16 protein-coding genes are annotated in these 14,078 nt (G+C 71.1%); 7 read left to right on the top strand and 9 right to left on the bottom strand.

Features of this window, described 5'->3' with window-relative positions; all coding sequences use genetic code 11:
- Positions 1–6 precede the first annotated feature (6 nt).
- Positions 7–912: an EamA family transporter gene (locus tag BJ998_RS28860; protein ID WP_184866502.1), complete on the bottom strand. Its 906-nt coding sequence runs from the start codon at positions 910–912 to the stop codon at positions 7–9.
- Between the two features lie 101 nt (positions 913–1,013).
- Here BJ998_RS28860 and BJ998_RS28855 point away from each other — a divergent pair, with 101 nt between their 5' ends.
- The gene (locus BJ998_RS28855; protein WP_246488675.1) at positions 1,014–2,555 is read left to right on the top strand and encodes an alpha/beta fold hydrolase; all 1,542 of its coding nucleotides are present in this window, start codon (positions 1,014–1,016) and stop codon (positions 2,553–2,555) included.
- 304 nt (positions 2,556–2,859) lie between these two features.
- Here the strand turns inward: BJ998_RS28855 and BJ998_RS28850 are convergent, their stop codons facing one another.
- The 4 genes from BJ998_RS28850 to BJ998_RS28835 form a co-directional block, all read right to left on the bottom strand.
- The gene (locus BJ998_RS28850; protein ID WP_184866501.1) at positions 2,860–3,546 is read right to left on the bottom strand and encodes a DUF6319 family protein; all 687 of its coding nucleotides are present in this window, start codon (positions 3,544–3,546) and stop codon (positions 2,860–2,862) included.
- Positions 3,547–3,813: 267 nt separating this feature from the next.
- Entirely contained in the window at positions 3,814–4,008 is a 195-nt protein-coding gene (locus BJ998_RS28845; RefSeq protein ID WP_184866500.1) for a DUF8847 domain-containing protein, read from the bottom strand.
- Positions 4,009–4,223: 215 nt separating this feature from the next.
- Complete coding sequence (ligD, locus tag BJ998_RS28840) at positions 4,224–5,231, bottom strand: non-homologous end-joining DNA ligase (RefSeq protein ID WP_184866499.1); 1,008 nt, start codon at positions 5,229–5,231, stop codon at positions 4,224–4,226.
- A 12-nt stretch (positions 5,232–5,243) separates the two neighbouring features.
- The gene (locus BJ998_RS28835; RefSeq protein ID WP_184866498.1) at positions 5,244–5,864 is read right to left on the bottom strand and encodes a TetR/AcrR family transcriptional regulator; all 621 of its coding nucleotides are present in this window, start codon (positions 5,862–5,864) and stop codon (positions 5,244–5,246) included.
- Positions 5,865–5,926: 62 nt separating this feature from the next.
- Here BJ998_RS28835 and BJ998_RS28830 point away from each other — a divergent pair, with 62 nt between their 5' ends.
- The 6 genes from BJ998_RS28830 to BJ998_RS28805 all read left to right on the top strand — a co-directional run bounded on the left by BJ998_RS28830 (position 5,927) and on the right by BJ998_RS28805 (position 11,292).
- Positions 5,927–7,096 (top strand): acyl-CoA dehydrogenase family protein, encoded by a 1,170-nt coding sequence (locus tag BJ998_RS28830; RefSeq protein ID WP_184866497.1) that lies wholly within the window; start codon positions 5,927–5,929, stop codon positions 7,094–7,096.
- The gene (locus BJ998_RS28825) at positions 7,093–7,923 is read left to right on the top strand and encodes a MaoC family dehydratase (protein WP_184866496.1); all 831 of its coding nucleotides are present in this window, start codon (positions 7,093–7,095) and stop codon (positions 7,921–7,923) included. The genes BJ998_RS28830 and BJ998_RS28825 overlap by 4 nt, the downstream gene beginning before the upstream one ends.
- A gap of 247 nt (positions 7,924–8,170) precedes the next feature.
- Complete coding sequence (locus BJ998_RS28820; RefSeq protein ID WP_184866495.1) at positions 8,171–8,596, top strand: hypothetical protein; 426 nt, start codon at positions 8,171–8,173, stop codon at positions 8,594–8,596.
- Positions 8,597–8,606: 10 nt separating this feature from the next.
- Entirely contained in the window at positions 8,607–9,248 is a 642-nt protein-coding gene (locus BJ998_RS28815; RefSeq protein WP_184866494.1) for a DUF3558 domain-containing protein, read from the top strand.
- Positions 9,249–9,376: 128 nt separating this feature from the next.
- A complete protein-coding gene (locus tag BJ998_RS28810; protein ID WP_184866493.1) occupies positions 9,377–10,495 on the top strand; it encodes a hypothetical protein in 1,119 nt (372 codons plus the stop codon).
- Positions 10,496–10,527: 32 nt separating this feature from the next.
- The gene (locus BJ998_RS28805) at positions 10,528–11,292 is read left to right on the top strand and encodes an ESX secretion-associated protein EspG (protein ID WP_184866492.1); all 765 of its coding nucleotides are present in this window, start codon (positions 10,528–10,530) and stop codon (positions 11,290–11,292) included.
- Positions 11,293–11,296: 4 nt separating this feature from the next.
- Here the strand turns inward: BJ998_RS28805 and BJ998_RS28800 are convergent, their stop codons facing one another.
- From BJ998_RS28800 to msrB, 4 genes are all read right to left on the bottom strand, one after another.
- On the bottom strand, positions 11,297–11,635 hold the full coding sequence (locus tag BJ998_RS28800; protein WP_184866491.1) for an SCO6045 C-terminal-like domain-containing protein: 339 nt from the start codon (positions 11,633–11,635) through the stop codon (positions 11,297–11,299).
- Positions 11,632–12,444, bottom strand: coding sequence for an MbnB/TglH/ChrH family RiPP precursor modification enzyme (locus tag BJ998_RS28795; protein ID WP_184866490.1), 813 nt, complete (start codon positions 12,442–12,444; stop codon positions 11,632–11,634). Before BJ998_RS28795 ends, BJ998_RS28800 begins: the two co-directional genes overlap by 4 nt.
- 19 nt (positions 12,445–12,463) lie before the next feature.
- Positions 12,464–13,357: a TIGR04222 domain-containing membrane protein gene (locus tag BJ998_RS28790; RefSeq protein WP_184866489.1), complete on the bottom strand. Its 894-nt coding sequence runs from the start codon at positions 13,355–13,357 to the stop codon at positions 12,464–12,466.
- 276 nt (positions 13,358–13,633) lie between these two features.
- The gene (gene msrB / locus BJ998_RS28785) at positions 13,634–14,065 is read right to left on the bottom strand and encodes a peptide-methionine (R)-S-oxide reductase MsrB (RefSeq protein WP_184866488.1); all 432 of its coding nucleotides are present in this window, start codon (positions 14,063–14,065) and stop codon (positions 13,634–13,636) included.
- Between the last annotated feature and the right edge of the window lie 13 nt (positions 14,066–14,078).

The raw sequence follows: 14,078 nt of genomic DNA, 5'->3' as shown, positions 1-14,078 counted from the left end.
CCGAACTCACTTGTTCCGGGCCAGGTACGTCGCGCCGGCCGAGGCCGTGACCACGCACATGATCGCCAGCCACTGCACCGGCCGCAGGTTCTCGCCGAGCACGAGCACCCCGGCCAGCGCGGCAACCGCCGGCTCGACGCTCATCAGCACGCCGAACAGGCGCGGCGGGATCTTGCGCAGCGCCTCCAACTCCAGCGAGTACGGGATCACCGACGACAGCAGGGCGACGCCGGCCCCGATGACCAGGATCGTCGGGTTCAGCAGCGCCGAGCCGGCCTCGGCCACGCCGAACGGGGCGATGACCACCGCGCCGATGGCCATCGCGACGGCGAGGCCGGAGCCGCCGGCGGTGGCCTCTCCGAGCTTGGCGCCGAGCAGGATGTAACCGGCCCAGCAGACCGCGGCGGCCAGCGCGAACAGGATGCCGAGCAGCGAGGCGTCGCCGCCGATGTCGGCCAGCATCGCCACGCCGGCGGCGGCCAGCAGCGCCCACAACGCGTCCAGCCAGCGGCGCGAGCCGGCCAGCGCGATCGCCAGCGGCCCGAGGAACTCGATGGTCACGGCGATGCCGAGGGGTAACCGCTGCAGTGCCTCGTAGATGGACAGGTTCATCAGCCCGAGCACGGTGCCGTAGCCGAGGACCACCAGCCACGCCCGCCCGGACATGCGCAGCCGGGGCCGCCAGAACGCCAGCAGCACGACGGCGGCGAACACCAGCCGCACACCGGCCGTGCCGGCCGCCCCGATGACCGGGAACAGGCCCTTGGCCAGTGCCGCGCCGAGCTGGACGCTGACGATGCCGCCCAGCAGCAGTCCGGTCGGCGGCACCGAGCCGAGCAGGCGGTCGGCGACTTCGCCGAGCGCGCGGCGGGGCAGCCGGCCCGAAGTGCCGTCCACGGAGACCATGACCATGACTACAAAATAGGTGCAGGTACCGACAGTCCCGCTCACCGGAGCCTCACCCGCCCCGTGCGAGGCTGGATGCCGACCGAGATGAGAGCGAGGAGCAGCTGTTGCCGCGCCATTCCCAGTCTGGCCGGTCGCTCGGCGTGCTGGTCCCCGTCCTGATGCTGGCGGCCGGCGCCTGCGCGGTCGGCCCGTCCGTGCGCCCCGTGATCGCGGTCAACGACGGCGCGCAGACCTCCAGCGCCGGCGCGCCCACCCAGGCCGGGCAGCTGCCGCCGCTGGACAAGCCGCAGAACTCGTCGATCGCCTGGTCGGACTGCACGTCGGCGACGAAGCTGCGGATGCCGGAGACGACCACCTCGCTGTCGTTCCAGTGCGGCCGGATCACCACCCCGCTCGACGCGCCCGACCAGCCCGGCGTGGGCGACGTCGCGGTGGCCGTGCTCAAGGCGGGCGACGGCGCGATCCCGCTGGTCGTGGTCAACGACGCGACCGGCGTGCCGGGCACGCTGTACGCGGCCGAGCTGGCGTCGAAGCTGCCGGCCCCGCTGCTCAAGACGTTCTCGCTGATCGGCATGGACCGCCGGGGCACCGGCGCGTCCGACCCGGCGCAGTGCATTCCCGGCTCGGCCCGGGCCGAGATCGCCGACTACGACCCGGACAGCACCCAGCTGGACAACCTGATCGCCGCGGCGAAGCGGGCCAGCCAGGAGTGCGTGCTCGAACTCGACGACCGGCTGCAGGCGCTGGACAGCTGGCGGACCGCCGGGGATCTCGACCAGCTGCGGGACGCGCTGGGCGTGCCCCGGCTGAACGCGATCGGGCACGGCGAGGGGTCGCGGGTGCTGACCATCTACGCCGACCGCTACGGCAGCCACACCGGCCGGCTCGTGCTGGACGGCTCGCCCGACCCGATCCTGGATCCGCCGGGCGCGGCGCAGGCCGGGGCGGTCGGCGCGGAGGCGACGTTCGACGCGTTCGCCTCGTCCTGCCGCAGCCGCGGCTGCTCGCTGGGCGCGGACCCGAAGCAGGCCGTGCTGTCGCTGCTGGACAAGCTGCGGCAGCATCCGAACGGCGACCTGTCGGTCGGCACCGCCGTGCACGCCGTGCTGATGGGGCTGGCCGACCGGGCCAGCTGGGCGCCGCTGGCCGACGCGATCAGCGCGGCGCTGCGGGGTGACGAGAACCCGCTGGCCGAGTTCGCGGCGCCGCTGTCGACCGTCGTGGACGGCGATCCGCCACTGCTGGACACGCAGTTGATCACCGGCTGCAACGACATGCAGATGCGGCTGCCGCCGGAGCAGATCAGCGGCATGGTCCAGGACTGGAAGCAGAAGGCCCCGCTGTTCGGCGGCCTGTTCGCGCAGCAACTGCTGCTGTGCAGCTCATGGCCGGTGCCGGCGCGGCAGCTGCCGGCCCCGAGCGGGCACGGCGCGCCGCCGATCCTGGTGCTGAGCACCGCCGACGACCCCGTCACCCCGGAGGCCGGCACGCAGCGCACCGCGCGCCAGCTGGCCTCGGGTGTGCTGGTCAGCTGGGAGGGCGGCGGGCACGGCGCGCTCGCGCAGTCGCCGTGCGCCACCGCCGCTGTGCAGCATTTCCTGGTCGACGCTCAGGTTCCGACGGACGGCACGGCCTGCCCGCCGTGAGTGTCGTCCCCTAGCGCCTCAGCTGCAGCTGGAGCAGCAGCCGCAGCCGGGGCCCGTGCAGCTTCCGCAGCAGCTGCAGCCACCGAGCTCAGGCGTCTTGTCGTCCATGAGGACCTCCCCGGAATTCGAACGGACCAGCCGGGTTGACGGTATTTCCGCGCGCGGTGCCGGGGACACCGCTACGCGAGGGACCCGGTCCTCACCCGATCGCGGGGCCCGATCGATTCACGCACAGCGATACGTGACGGAAAAAGAAGTGGGGACCCCCCGAAAGGAATCCCCACTCTGTGCTATTGCCGGCGAATCAGCCGGCCAGCTCCTCGAGGGCCTTCTGCGCCGCCTCCAGCTCGGCGCGCAGCTGCTCGACCTTGGCCGTCTGCTGCTCGCGGGCCTGCTCCAGGATCGCCTCGATGGACTCGGCGACCTCGGGGTGCAGGGCCTTGGCCGCCTGCCCGACGACCGCCGGGGTCACCGGCAGCGCCCGCAGCGCCTTCTTCTTGGCCGCGACCACGTCCACGGTCCAGTCCCCGTCGACGCTGCCGCTGATGGTGATCACCACGTCGGCGACGCGGGTCTTCTTCGCGGTGCTGGCCGGGCGGGGCTTCTTGGCTGCCGGCGCCTCCTCCACGGCGGCGGTGTCGCCCGCGGCGACCTCCTCGGGCGTCTCGGTGGTGGTGTTCTCGATCTCCGACATTCTCTGCTCCATGGAGGGACGGGATACCGCTGGTACGTCTGCTGGCGAACGCTTGCGCCCCGGCCGTTCGAGCGTCAGCTCGCTCGGCGAGAAGGACAGCTCATCGTGCGAGCCGGCCGGTCGGACCTGGATGTAGTCGCCCTCGACCGGATCGTTGAGCCCGACCACCTTGGCCGACTTGCCCGCCTCGACCCCGACCGCCTCGGCCGTGAACCAGACGGTGGGCTCGCGGCCCCGGACGAGCTCGTCACGAAGGTGCTCGACGTCCTCGTCGGACAGCGAGCCTGGTTGCGCCATCTCAATTCTCCTCGATGCGTGCAGGGCTGGGCACCGGGGTGGCACACACCGTGACGAGGGGCTGCCCGGCGTGCTGCCGCCCGGCAACCTAGCAGTAGGGGCTCACGCCCCTCACCGGCTCCGTCCGGAAGGCGACGCCGAGATTAGCACACGTGTTCGAAGTGGTAGTGGCGACCGGCCGGCGCACCGTGGAGCCCGGCAAGCCACTCAGCGCCGGCCTCGCTCCGCCCATCGGCGGCCAGAACTCCCAGCCACGCGCCTCCGCCCCTACGCCTCCCGCAGCCGGTACTCCCAGCCGAACTGGTCGGTGTGGTGCAGGTCGTAGTGGTGCTCGATCTTGGGGCCGTCGTGCAGGTGCACGTGGGTGATGGTCTGGCGGGGCTCCTCGATCGGCTTGCTCCAGACCTCTTCGCGGCCGTCGAGCGGGCCGCCGACGAAGCGAGCCACATACGGAATCGTCACGGCCGGTCCTCCTCGCGGCTCGCCGGGTATTGACCCTCGCTCCATGGTAAACGGCGGACACCGCGTTGGAGAGGGCGATCACACTGACGTCTCAGTACATTTTCCCCGCAGGTCACCGGCGGGAACGACGCCGTTCCCCACCGTCAAGACGCCGGCCGGACATGATACGCCTTCGATGACACATTTTGTCCACAATGGAATTGCACGGGCGCGATTCAGTCGGCTCGGGCCTTGCTCGGCTGCACTCGCTTCGGTTCTCCGGCCATCTTCGGATAATCGGGCGGATAGGGCATCTCGCCCCGGTCGTCGGCCGCGTACCACTCCAACAGCCGCTCCAGCCCGTACGCCTCGTCGTCGATGCCTTCGAGCGCGTCGCCGTGCTCGGCCAGCCAGCCCGGAGCGGTCAGCACATCGAAGTCGTTCGGGTCGACCGACGGCAGCTTCTCCCAGGTCAGCGGCATGGACACCGTGGCCCGCGGCGTGCCGCGGACCGACCATGCCGAGGCGATCGTCCGGTCCCGGGCCGCCTGGTTGTAGTCGAGGAAGACGCGTTCACCGCGCTCCTCCTTCCACCAGGCGGTAGTCGCCTTGTCCGGAATCCGCCGCTCCACCTCGCGGCCCAGCGCGATCACCGCGTGCCGGACGTCGATGAAGTCCCATTCCGGCCGGATCCGGACCAGCACGTGAATGCCGCGGCCGCCGGAGGTCTTCGGGAAGCCGGTCATGCCCAGCTCGCCCAGCACCTCGTCGAGGACAAGCGCCACCCTGACCGCGTCGGCGAAGTCCGTGCCCGGCTGCGGGTCCAGGTCGATACGCAGCTCGTCCGGCCGGTCCACGTCCCGGCGTCGCACCGGCCACGGGTGGAAGTCGAAGGTGCCGAGGTTCGCCGCCCACGCCAGCACCGCCGGCTCCGTCGGACACACCTCGTCCGCCGTCCGCCCCGAAGGGAACGTGATCCGCGCCGTCTGCACCCACTCCGGCGCGCCCTTGGGGATTCGCTTGGCGTAGAAGGCTTCCCCGGTGACGCCGTCGACGTAGCGCTTCAACGTCGTCGGCCGGTCGCCGATGGCGCGCAGCAGCGGCTCCGCGACCGCCAGGTAGTACTCGACGACCTGGCGCTTGGTGATGCCCCGCTCCGGGAAGTACACCTTGCTCGGGTTGGACACCCGGACGGTGCGCTCACCCTCCGGACCCGGCACCTGCAACTCGATCGCCTCGGCCACGGCAGCACGATCTCACAGGGCGGCGTGTTTCGCGTCCAATGTCGCGAGCAACGCCTCCAGGGCCAGCTCGAAGCTGTCCTCGTCCACCTCCTCGGCGTGCTGCCGCAGCAGGTGCGCCTGGTTCAGGTGCGGGTAGCGCTCCACGTACAGCTGGGCGTCGTCGGAGAAGCCGGCGGCGAAGGAGCTCGTCGCCGCGCCGATCACGATGTACTTCACCGCCGCGCCGATCATCGTCGCCTCGCGCGGCGGCCAGCCGGCGCCGACGAGGCCGCCGTGCACGGCGTCGGCCATCCGCAGCGAGGACTCGCGCCGGGCGGGGCCGCGGGCGACGAAGGGAACCATGTTGGGGTGCTCGGCCAGCACGGCCCGGTAGGACCGCGCCCAGCGGATCAGGCCCGGACGCCAGCCGTCGTCGAAGCCGCCGACGTCGACCCGGCCGATGATCTCGTTGGCGACGTCGTTGAGCAGGTCCTCCTTCGTCGCCACGTGGCTGTACAGGGACGCGGCCTGGACACCGAGCTCGGCCGCCAGCTTGCGCATCGACAGCGCCTCCAGGCCGTCGCGGTCGACCAGCGCCAGCGCGGTGGTCCGGATCCGCGCCGGGCTGAGGATCGGGGTGTGTGGTCTTGGCATCGGCACCTCCTGCGCGTACATTAAAACTAACAGCGTTCGGTTTAGTCGGGAAGGGACTCGCGGTGGACTTCTCACTCAGCGACGAGCAGCGGGAGATCAGGGACTGGGTGCGCACCTTCGTGCGCAAGGAGGTCATGCCGCTCGAGCCCGAGGTGCTGCGCCGGGAACGCGCCGGCCAGCGGGGTTTCACCGCCGAGGAGTCCCGTGCCCTGCAGCTCAAGGCCAAGGAGGCCGGCTTCTGGGGCGTGCTGACGCCGCAGGAGTACGGCGGCATGGGCATGGACGCGGTCACCGCCGCGCTGATCGAGGCCGAGCTGGGGCGCTCGTTCGTGCCGTTCTACCTGGGCGGCAAGGCCGACAACATTCTGTTCCACGCCAACGAGGAGCAGCGGGAGCGGTACCTGATCCCGACCATCGCCGGCGACCGCAAGTCGTGCTTCGCGATCACCGAGCCCGGCGCCGGCTCGGACGCCCGCAACATCCGCACCTCGGCCCGCAAGGAGGGCGCGGAGTGGGTGATCAACGGCGAGAAGACGTTCATCACCGGCGGCAACGAGGCCGACTTCGTGATGGTCTTCGCCGTGACGGACAAGGAGAAAGGCGCCGACGGCGGCGTCACCTGCTTCCTCGCCGACCGTGACATGGGCTGGAAGTCCGAGCCCATCGACACCATGGGCGAGTGGGGCCCGGCGTCGCTGATCTTCGACAACGTGCGCGTGCCCGAGGAGAACATCCTCGGCGAGGTCGGGCAGGGCTTCCGGCTGGCCATGCAGTGGATCGGCCAGGGCCGCTACCTGCTGCCGGCGCGGGCCATCGGCGCGACCGAGCGGCTGGTCGAGATGGCCATCGAGCAGAGCAAGACCCGGGTCACCTTCGGGCAGCCCATCGCCGAGCGGCAGGCCATCCAGTGGATGATCGCCGACTCCGCCGTGGAGATCGAGGCGCTGCGCTGGCTCGTGCTGCACGCCGCGTGGCAGGTCGACCAGGGCGTCGACTCGCGGCAGGCGCAGTCCATGGCCAAGCTGTACGGCGGCGTGAAGGCCAACGAGATCGTCGACCGGGTGCTGCAGATCCACGGCGGCATGGGCTACACCCGGGAGCTGCCCGTCGAGCGCTGGTACCGGGAGCTGCGGCTGCTGCGCATCTACGAGGGCACCGACGAGATCCAGCGCCGCACCATCGCTCGCAACCTGTTGAAGGGCCACGCCAAGGTCGGCGGCTACCTCGGGTGATCGACTTCGGCATCCTGGGCGTCGTCGATGGCCCGTGGCGCAAGTCCTGGACCTCCGACGACGCCCTGCGCTACGCCGTCGGCGTCGGCGCCTCCGAACTCGCCTTCGCCACCGAGAACTCGTCGGGGGTTGATCAGCAGGCGTTGCCGACGATGGCGCTGGCGCTGACCCATTTCACCGAGCCCGAGCAGATCTTCGGCGACGTCGACAAGACGCGGGTCCTGCACGCCGAGCAGTCGCTGACCCTGCACCGGCCGTTTCCGGTGGCCGGCTCCGTCGAGGTTCGCCGCCAGGTCACCGACATCTTCGACAAGGGCTCCGGCGCTCTCGTCGTCAGCCGCGTCGACGCCGCAGACGCTTCCGGGCCTTTGTTCTCCGCCGTCTCGTCGGCTTTCCTCCGTGGCGAAGGCGGTTTCGGCGGCTCTCGCGGCACTTCCTCCCGCTCGGCGATGCCCTCCCGGGAACCCGACCGGCGCCTGGAGTTCGCCACCGCAACCAACCAGGCCCTGATCTACCGTTTGTCCGGCGACCGCAATCGCTTGCACAGCGACCCCGTCTACGCCGCTCAGGGTGGTTTGAAGCGGCCGATCCTGCACGGCTTGTGCACGTACGGCATCACCTGCCGCCTGCTCATCGGCGCCTTCGCCGACGGCGACGCCCACCGCGTCACCGGCATGACCGGCCGCTTCACCGCGCCGGTCATTCCCGGCGATGTGCTGGTCGTCGACGCGTGGCAGGAGCACTCCGGCGTCGCCTTCCGCACCAGCACCGCCGCCGGCACCGTGGTCATCGACAACGGCCGGTTGGAGCTGGCCGGTCCTCGGTGAAGTTCGTCTCGTATCTGCGCGCTCTTTCGGCGCTCCCCTGGCGATGGCGGCGGCCCACCCGGGTGATATCGCGCCTCAACCCCACCCCCGGCCCGTGTGCGGACCGCTACCATCGAGCGGCGCTGCGTCACCACCGAGGGGAACGGCTCGGCGGTGGGCGGCGTCGAAGTGAGGGTGGCCGGCGAGTCGTCGCCACCGTCAGTTCGTAGGGTGCCGCGGGCACGAGGGGAAGAAGGCACGAGACGCCATGGGCGACCAGGCAGCCGGGCAGGCGCAAACGCCGCCGAACGTAGTGAAGGGCGCGAGCCGCAGCGAGGCGATCCAGGACCTCGCCAAGCACGTCTTCGGCGGGCTGCCGCCCTCGGGCGGCAAGTTCACCATGGACGTGGACCAGATCAACGACGCCATCAAACAGTGGAGCGGCCTGCTCGCTCAACTGCGCGAGGATGCCGTCAAGGGCAGACGCATGGTCGGCCTCACCGCCGCCGGAAGTCCGCTCGACCAGGCCGGTCAAGCCTTTGTCAATGCGGCGAACGCTTCTGGCACCGCATACATAAAGGCCAACCAGGCTCAGCAGGACTTCGTGTCCGACTACATCAGAAAGTTGACGGCGGTGCGAGACGGTCATGCGGAAGCCGACCAGGCCGGTGCCGACCACCTCAAGAAGGCGTGAGGAATTGCCAGTGCGTCACCACACGTTGAAGATCGGCTTCGCCGCCACGGCGGCAGCGCTTGCGGTGGTCACGGCCGCCTGCTCGACGCCACCGTCGGTCGGTGGCACGCCAGCACCGCAGACCAGCGCCGTATCGGCCGACGGCAAGTTGCCCTCCGGAGCTCCACACGTGGCGAACCCGCTCGACACGTCACATGCACAGGCTGCACCGTGCGGGGTATTGACTCCAGCACAGATTTCATCCCTTGGAATCGTGGCCACCGGAAAACTGAGCACTGACCCGACAGGCCCTGGTTGCAATTGGTCGGATACTTCGACGATCCCGTCCCTCATGACGATCGGCGTCGGCTTCATCACAGGGAGCAAGGGCGGCTTGAGCTCACTCTACGTCCAGGCCGAGTCGCTTAAGAAGAATGGCGGCTACTTCGAGCCGATCGACCCATTTCAGGGATACCCCGCCGTGCTGTATTCCCAGTACGACACCCGGAAGGAAACCTCGAACGCCGGCTGCGGACTGGCGGTCGGCGTCAGCGACACGCTTCAGTTCACCGTTGGAATCGAAATGTCAGTCACACCGCAGCAGTCTGATCCCTGCGCGATCGCCAAGAAGGTCACCGACATGGTGATGACCAATCTGAAAGCGGGGTCGTGATGGGCAGACTTGGGCCGGGGGACATCCACCACGCCCTGACGCAAGGGCCTGGCACAGGCAGTTTCCAAGATGCGCGGGCTGCCTCGGCGTCGCTGGCGCAGTCCCACCAGGAGCGCGAGAGCCAGGCGATGTCGCTGGTCATGAAGATGGGCTCCGCGTGGACGGGGGACGCGTCGGAGGCGGCGCAGGCGGGCGCGGCGCCGCTGCTGCAGGCGTTCCGGGACGGGCAGCGGGCGCTGAGCACCCATCAGGAGCTGATGGGTGCTCAGACCCACTCGTTCGGGGTGGCCAAGACGAGCGTGCACGACGTGCCCAACGAACCGCCGTCGGCGTCGTTCGGGGACATGCTCAGCGACGCCAGTGGCGTCAGCCTGTTCACCGGCGGCGGCTACCTCAACAAGGTGCAGGACTGGTCGGAGAAGGCCAACGCGAACGTCACGGCGTACACCGGCTACGCCAACGCCAGCTCGTATAACCAGTCCAACATGCCGCAGGAGTACGGCGACCCGAGCGGATCGGGCTCGGACATCGCCCTGGCCCCGGCGCAGCCCGGGCCCGGTGACCCCGGACCGGGCGGCCCCGGCGGGATCACCGGCCCCGGCAGCACGGGCGGCCCGCACCACCCTGTGTCCCACTACGGCGGTGGTCCTGACACGTCCGCGTATACGCCGTCCGGCAGCGGCACCCCGGGACCGGGAACCGGCGGGCTGCCGGGGCCGGGCACGCCGGGTTACGGGACCGGGCCGACGAACACCCAGGGCTGGCAAGGCGGCCCGTCCGCGCCCGGCGCCGGCGGCTGGCCCACGCCGCCCGGTGGCGGCGGCCAAAGCTGGGGCTTCGGCGGTGACGGCTTCCCCGGTGCGGTCGGCGCACCATTCGGTGGAGGCGGCGGGTTCGACGGCGGCACGGCCGGTGGGGGCACGGCCAGTGGTGGGGCGCGAGGCCTCCGAGCCGGCGGCATGGCCGGTACGGCCGGCGTGAACGCGGCGGAACGCCAGGCGGGTCCCGGTGCCCGTGCCGGCGCGGGTGCCTCCGGCGCGAGCAGCCCGGGCGCCGCGCTGGCGACGGGGCGGGCGGGCGCGCCCGGAGCACCGGGCGCCGGTGGCATGGCCGGCGCGGCCGGTCGGGGCGGACGCAAGGAGGAGGACCAGGAGCACACGTCGGCGGCCTACCTCGAGGACGACTACTCCGACGAGCTCATCGGCGAACTGCCCCGCACCACACCACCGGTGATCGGGCTGGACTGACGACCGAAGGATCCGAACAACTGGGGGTTGGCGTGCTGAGAGAGCGCGTCGAGCTGTCCATGGACGCGCTGAAGGCGTTCTGGCGCTGGGAAGGCCATGACCGCATGCCGTCCGTGCTGGTGTCCACTGTGGAGTGGATGGACGACGACACCCGCCGCGAGGCCGATCGGCAGGTGTTGGCCGAGCTGGCGGGGCGGGGTCTGCTCGCCGGCGGTGGCGTGTCGGCCGACGTGCGGGCGACCTTCCAGGCGCTGACCCGGCCGGAGGTGGAGGTTTTCGGCTGGATCAGCACGCCGCAGCGGACGTCGGGGGTGCTGGCCGCGGCCGGCGGCGGGGAGGCCGCGCTGGTGGTCCGCTCGGGCGAGGCGGCCTGGCTGTCGCCGGTGCGCCCCGATGAGGTGGCTGAGGCGGTGGTCGCGCAGCTCCCGGCGGTGCCGCCCGCCCACGGCCGGTCGATCAACGTGTCCGAGGCCGACTTCACCGGAGCCGCAGCCCGTCCCGACGGCGAGGAAGGGTTCCGCGGGTTCGGCCGCCAGACCGAGTCGCGCGATGTGAGGGCCCTGAAGGCGTTGCTCGACGAACCGGTGCTGGGCATCAGCCAGCTGTGGGTGGCCGCCCGTGGCGCGGACGGGCGACTCCACCAGGCCGAGACCCCGATCACCGTGCGGGACACCGCCGAAGGCCGCTGGCTCACGCAGACCACGACGGCGTCCGGACAGCGCTGGGTGATCGCGGCCCCGGCCGGCCCGCAGCTGGTGACGAGCAAGCTGCACGAGATCCTGCACAGCCTGGGCTGAGGCCTCAGGGGCGTCGGCCGACGCGCCACCACGGGCGGCGAGGCGGCGTCAGATGTCCCTTTTCCACCAACCAAAGCCCGAACCGGTCGGCGTCCTGGCGAGCCCGCACACCGACGGACTTCGGGTGGGCGGCGGCGTATTCCGCGAACAGCGGGCCGAAGCGGTCGCCGAGATCGTCGGCGAGGTCCGGGCGCAGGTGCCAGGTGACTCGGCTGCGCTTGGCGAGCAGGGCATGGGCCTGGGCATGGAGGCGGTCGTCGTCGAAACCGGCGGGAGTGGGGGCGCCGGCCAACAGGGCGCGGAGCAGCTCGGCCTGCTGGGCGGCGAGGCGGTCGCGGCTCATGCCAGGACGGCGCGGATGGCCGCGAGCTCGGCGGCGAGCTCCGCGTCGGGCGGGTAGTCGTCGTCGCGTTCGAGCAGCACGCCGGGTGGGTCGACGCGGGCGCAGAGGTCGCCGAGCAGGCCGAGCACGGCGTCGGGCATCGCGTGGGCGTGGGTGTCGTGGTAGAGGCCGTCACGTTCGACGCCGCCGGCGACGTGCACGTACGCCAACCGCTCCAGCGGCAGCGTGGCGAGGAACTCGGCGGGATCGGTGCCGATGTTGCGGGCGTTGGCGTAGAGGTTGGCGACGTCGACGAGTAGCCGGCAGTCGGTGCGCTCGACCAGCTCGGCGAGGAACTGCCCTTCGGTCATCTCGGCGCCGGGCCAGTCGATGAGCGCTGCGACGTTCTCCAGCGCCAACGGCACGGGAAGCGTCTGCTGCGCCTGCTGGACGTTGGCGACGAGAACGTCCAGGGCGTCCCGCGTCCGCGGCAACGGCATCAGGTGCCCGGCGTCGAGACCGCCGGCCCGCACGAAGCACACGTGGTCGCTGACCATCGGCGCGTCCAACGCCTCGGCGACGGCTGCCAGGTGCTCGACGCGGGCCATGTCCAGCGGCTCGGCCCCGCCGAGCGAGAGGGACACGCCGTGCGGCAGCACCGGCACGCCGCGGTCCCGGAGTAGCCGCAACGACTCGGGGACGTCGCCGGGAGCGATGTTCTCGGCGACAACCTCGACGAAGTCGACATCAGGTAGCCGCTCGACGGTCAGGTCGATCTCCGGTCGCCACCCGATGCCGACTCCGAGCCGCGGGAAGGATGTCGCCCGCATCCGTCACCTCCGAACGCCGTCACCCGCCGCAGCCACCGCCACCGCAGCCGCCGCCCCCACCTCCACCGCCACCACCGCCGCATCCTCCCCCGCCGCCGCCACAGCCGCCGCCTCCGAGGAAGAAGCCGCCACCGGCGGCCGCCCCGACGCCGGTGGGACGTCGGCGCGGCGGCGAGATCGACCGCTGCAGCGCGGCGGCGATCCGGGCGTCCGGGTACCTGCCGACGCCGTCGAGGGCGACGGCGGTGGCGGCGTCCCGCAGCGTCGGGCGGCGCAGTTCCCGCAGGGCCCGGTCGCCGGCGAAGGTGCGCAGGTGCCGGTTGCGCCGGAAGTTCAGCATGACGATGAACAGCACGATGGTCCCGGCCAACGCGGCGGTCAGGAAGCCGATGGGCCGGCCGAGGTGGAAGCCGTTTCCCCAGCGGACGACGCCCACGAGCAGCACCGCCAGCACCGGCAGGGTGGACCCGAAGCGGAACCGCGCCGCGATGTGCCGCGGCACCACCAGCCCGAGCTCGGCCAGGTCGTGGCCGACGTTCCACAGCGCCGACCGGCTACGCAGGTAGCCGGTGATGTCCTTGAGCGTGTGGCTGGCCGCGGCCCGCATCAGGACCTGCGACCCGACGGCGCTCGTCGCCACGGCGTGCCCGGTGGCGCGGAGCAGGCCGGTGCTCTCGGCCCGCAGCGCGCCGGCCGCCAGCAGCTCGGCGGCGGCCGTCTCGACCGCGCGATCCGGGCCGCCGGCGAGAAAACCGATCTCCACGGCGCTGGGCCGGAAGACATTATTACCGTCGGCTCCAAAGAATTTCGGCAGGTATCGGATCACAACGGCCAGCACCACCGCGCAGCCGAGACCGATGAAATACCATTCCAGGAACTGTTCACCGGACAGTCCCCAAGGTTCCTGGCCCATCCCCCACCCCCGTAGGGTCGCCCTTGCCCCAAACCGCGATTCGCAACGCGTTTCTCTGGGAGAAACGCGTCGAGCACCGAGGTCGCCGGGCGCCGCGGCCGACCCCCAGCCAGTCGCAGCACCCGGCGACACCCCCGGTCCCGCCGACCCCTCCCCAGGTGTCGGCGGCGTTGACGTCGTCGCCCCGTCGCCGTTTTTCGGCTTCGGGTGCGCATCATCGTGGGCGCGCGAAAATGCGCGGGCAAGGCCTCTTGAGGAAGCCTTAGGGTGGACCGCTCAGGCTTCGTCCGTCTGGGGGACGAGGCGGAGTGAAATGCTGTTGATGCAATAACGCTGGTCCGTGGGAGTGGGGTAGCCCTCGCCCTCGAACACGTGGCCGAGATGGCTGTGGCAGGTGGCGCACAGGACCTCCACGCGCACCATGCCCAGCGTCCGGTCCTCGCGCAGGATCACGCTGTCACCGGCCAGCGGCGAGAAGAACGACGGCCAGCCGCAGTGCGAGTCGAACTTGGTGTCGCTGCGGAACAGTTCGGCGCCGCAGGCGCGGCACTCGTAGACGCCGGTGGTCTTGGTGTCGGTGTACTCGCCGACCCAGGGCCGCTCGGTGCCGGCCTGGCGCAGCACGGCGAACTCCTGCGGGGTGAGCTGCGCGCGCCATTCCTGCTCGGACTTGACGACCTTGGGGGTGGCTCCGACGACTGGTTCCATGCCTTCCAGCTTA

The organism is Kutzneria kofuensis, from assembly GCF_014203355.1.
Taxonomy (GTDB): Bacteria; Actinomycetota; Actinomycetes; order Mycobacteriales; family Pseudonocardiaceae; genus Kutzneria; species Kutzneria kofuensis.
This window is presented reverse-complemented; position numbering and strand designations above follow the sequence as displayed.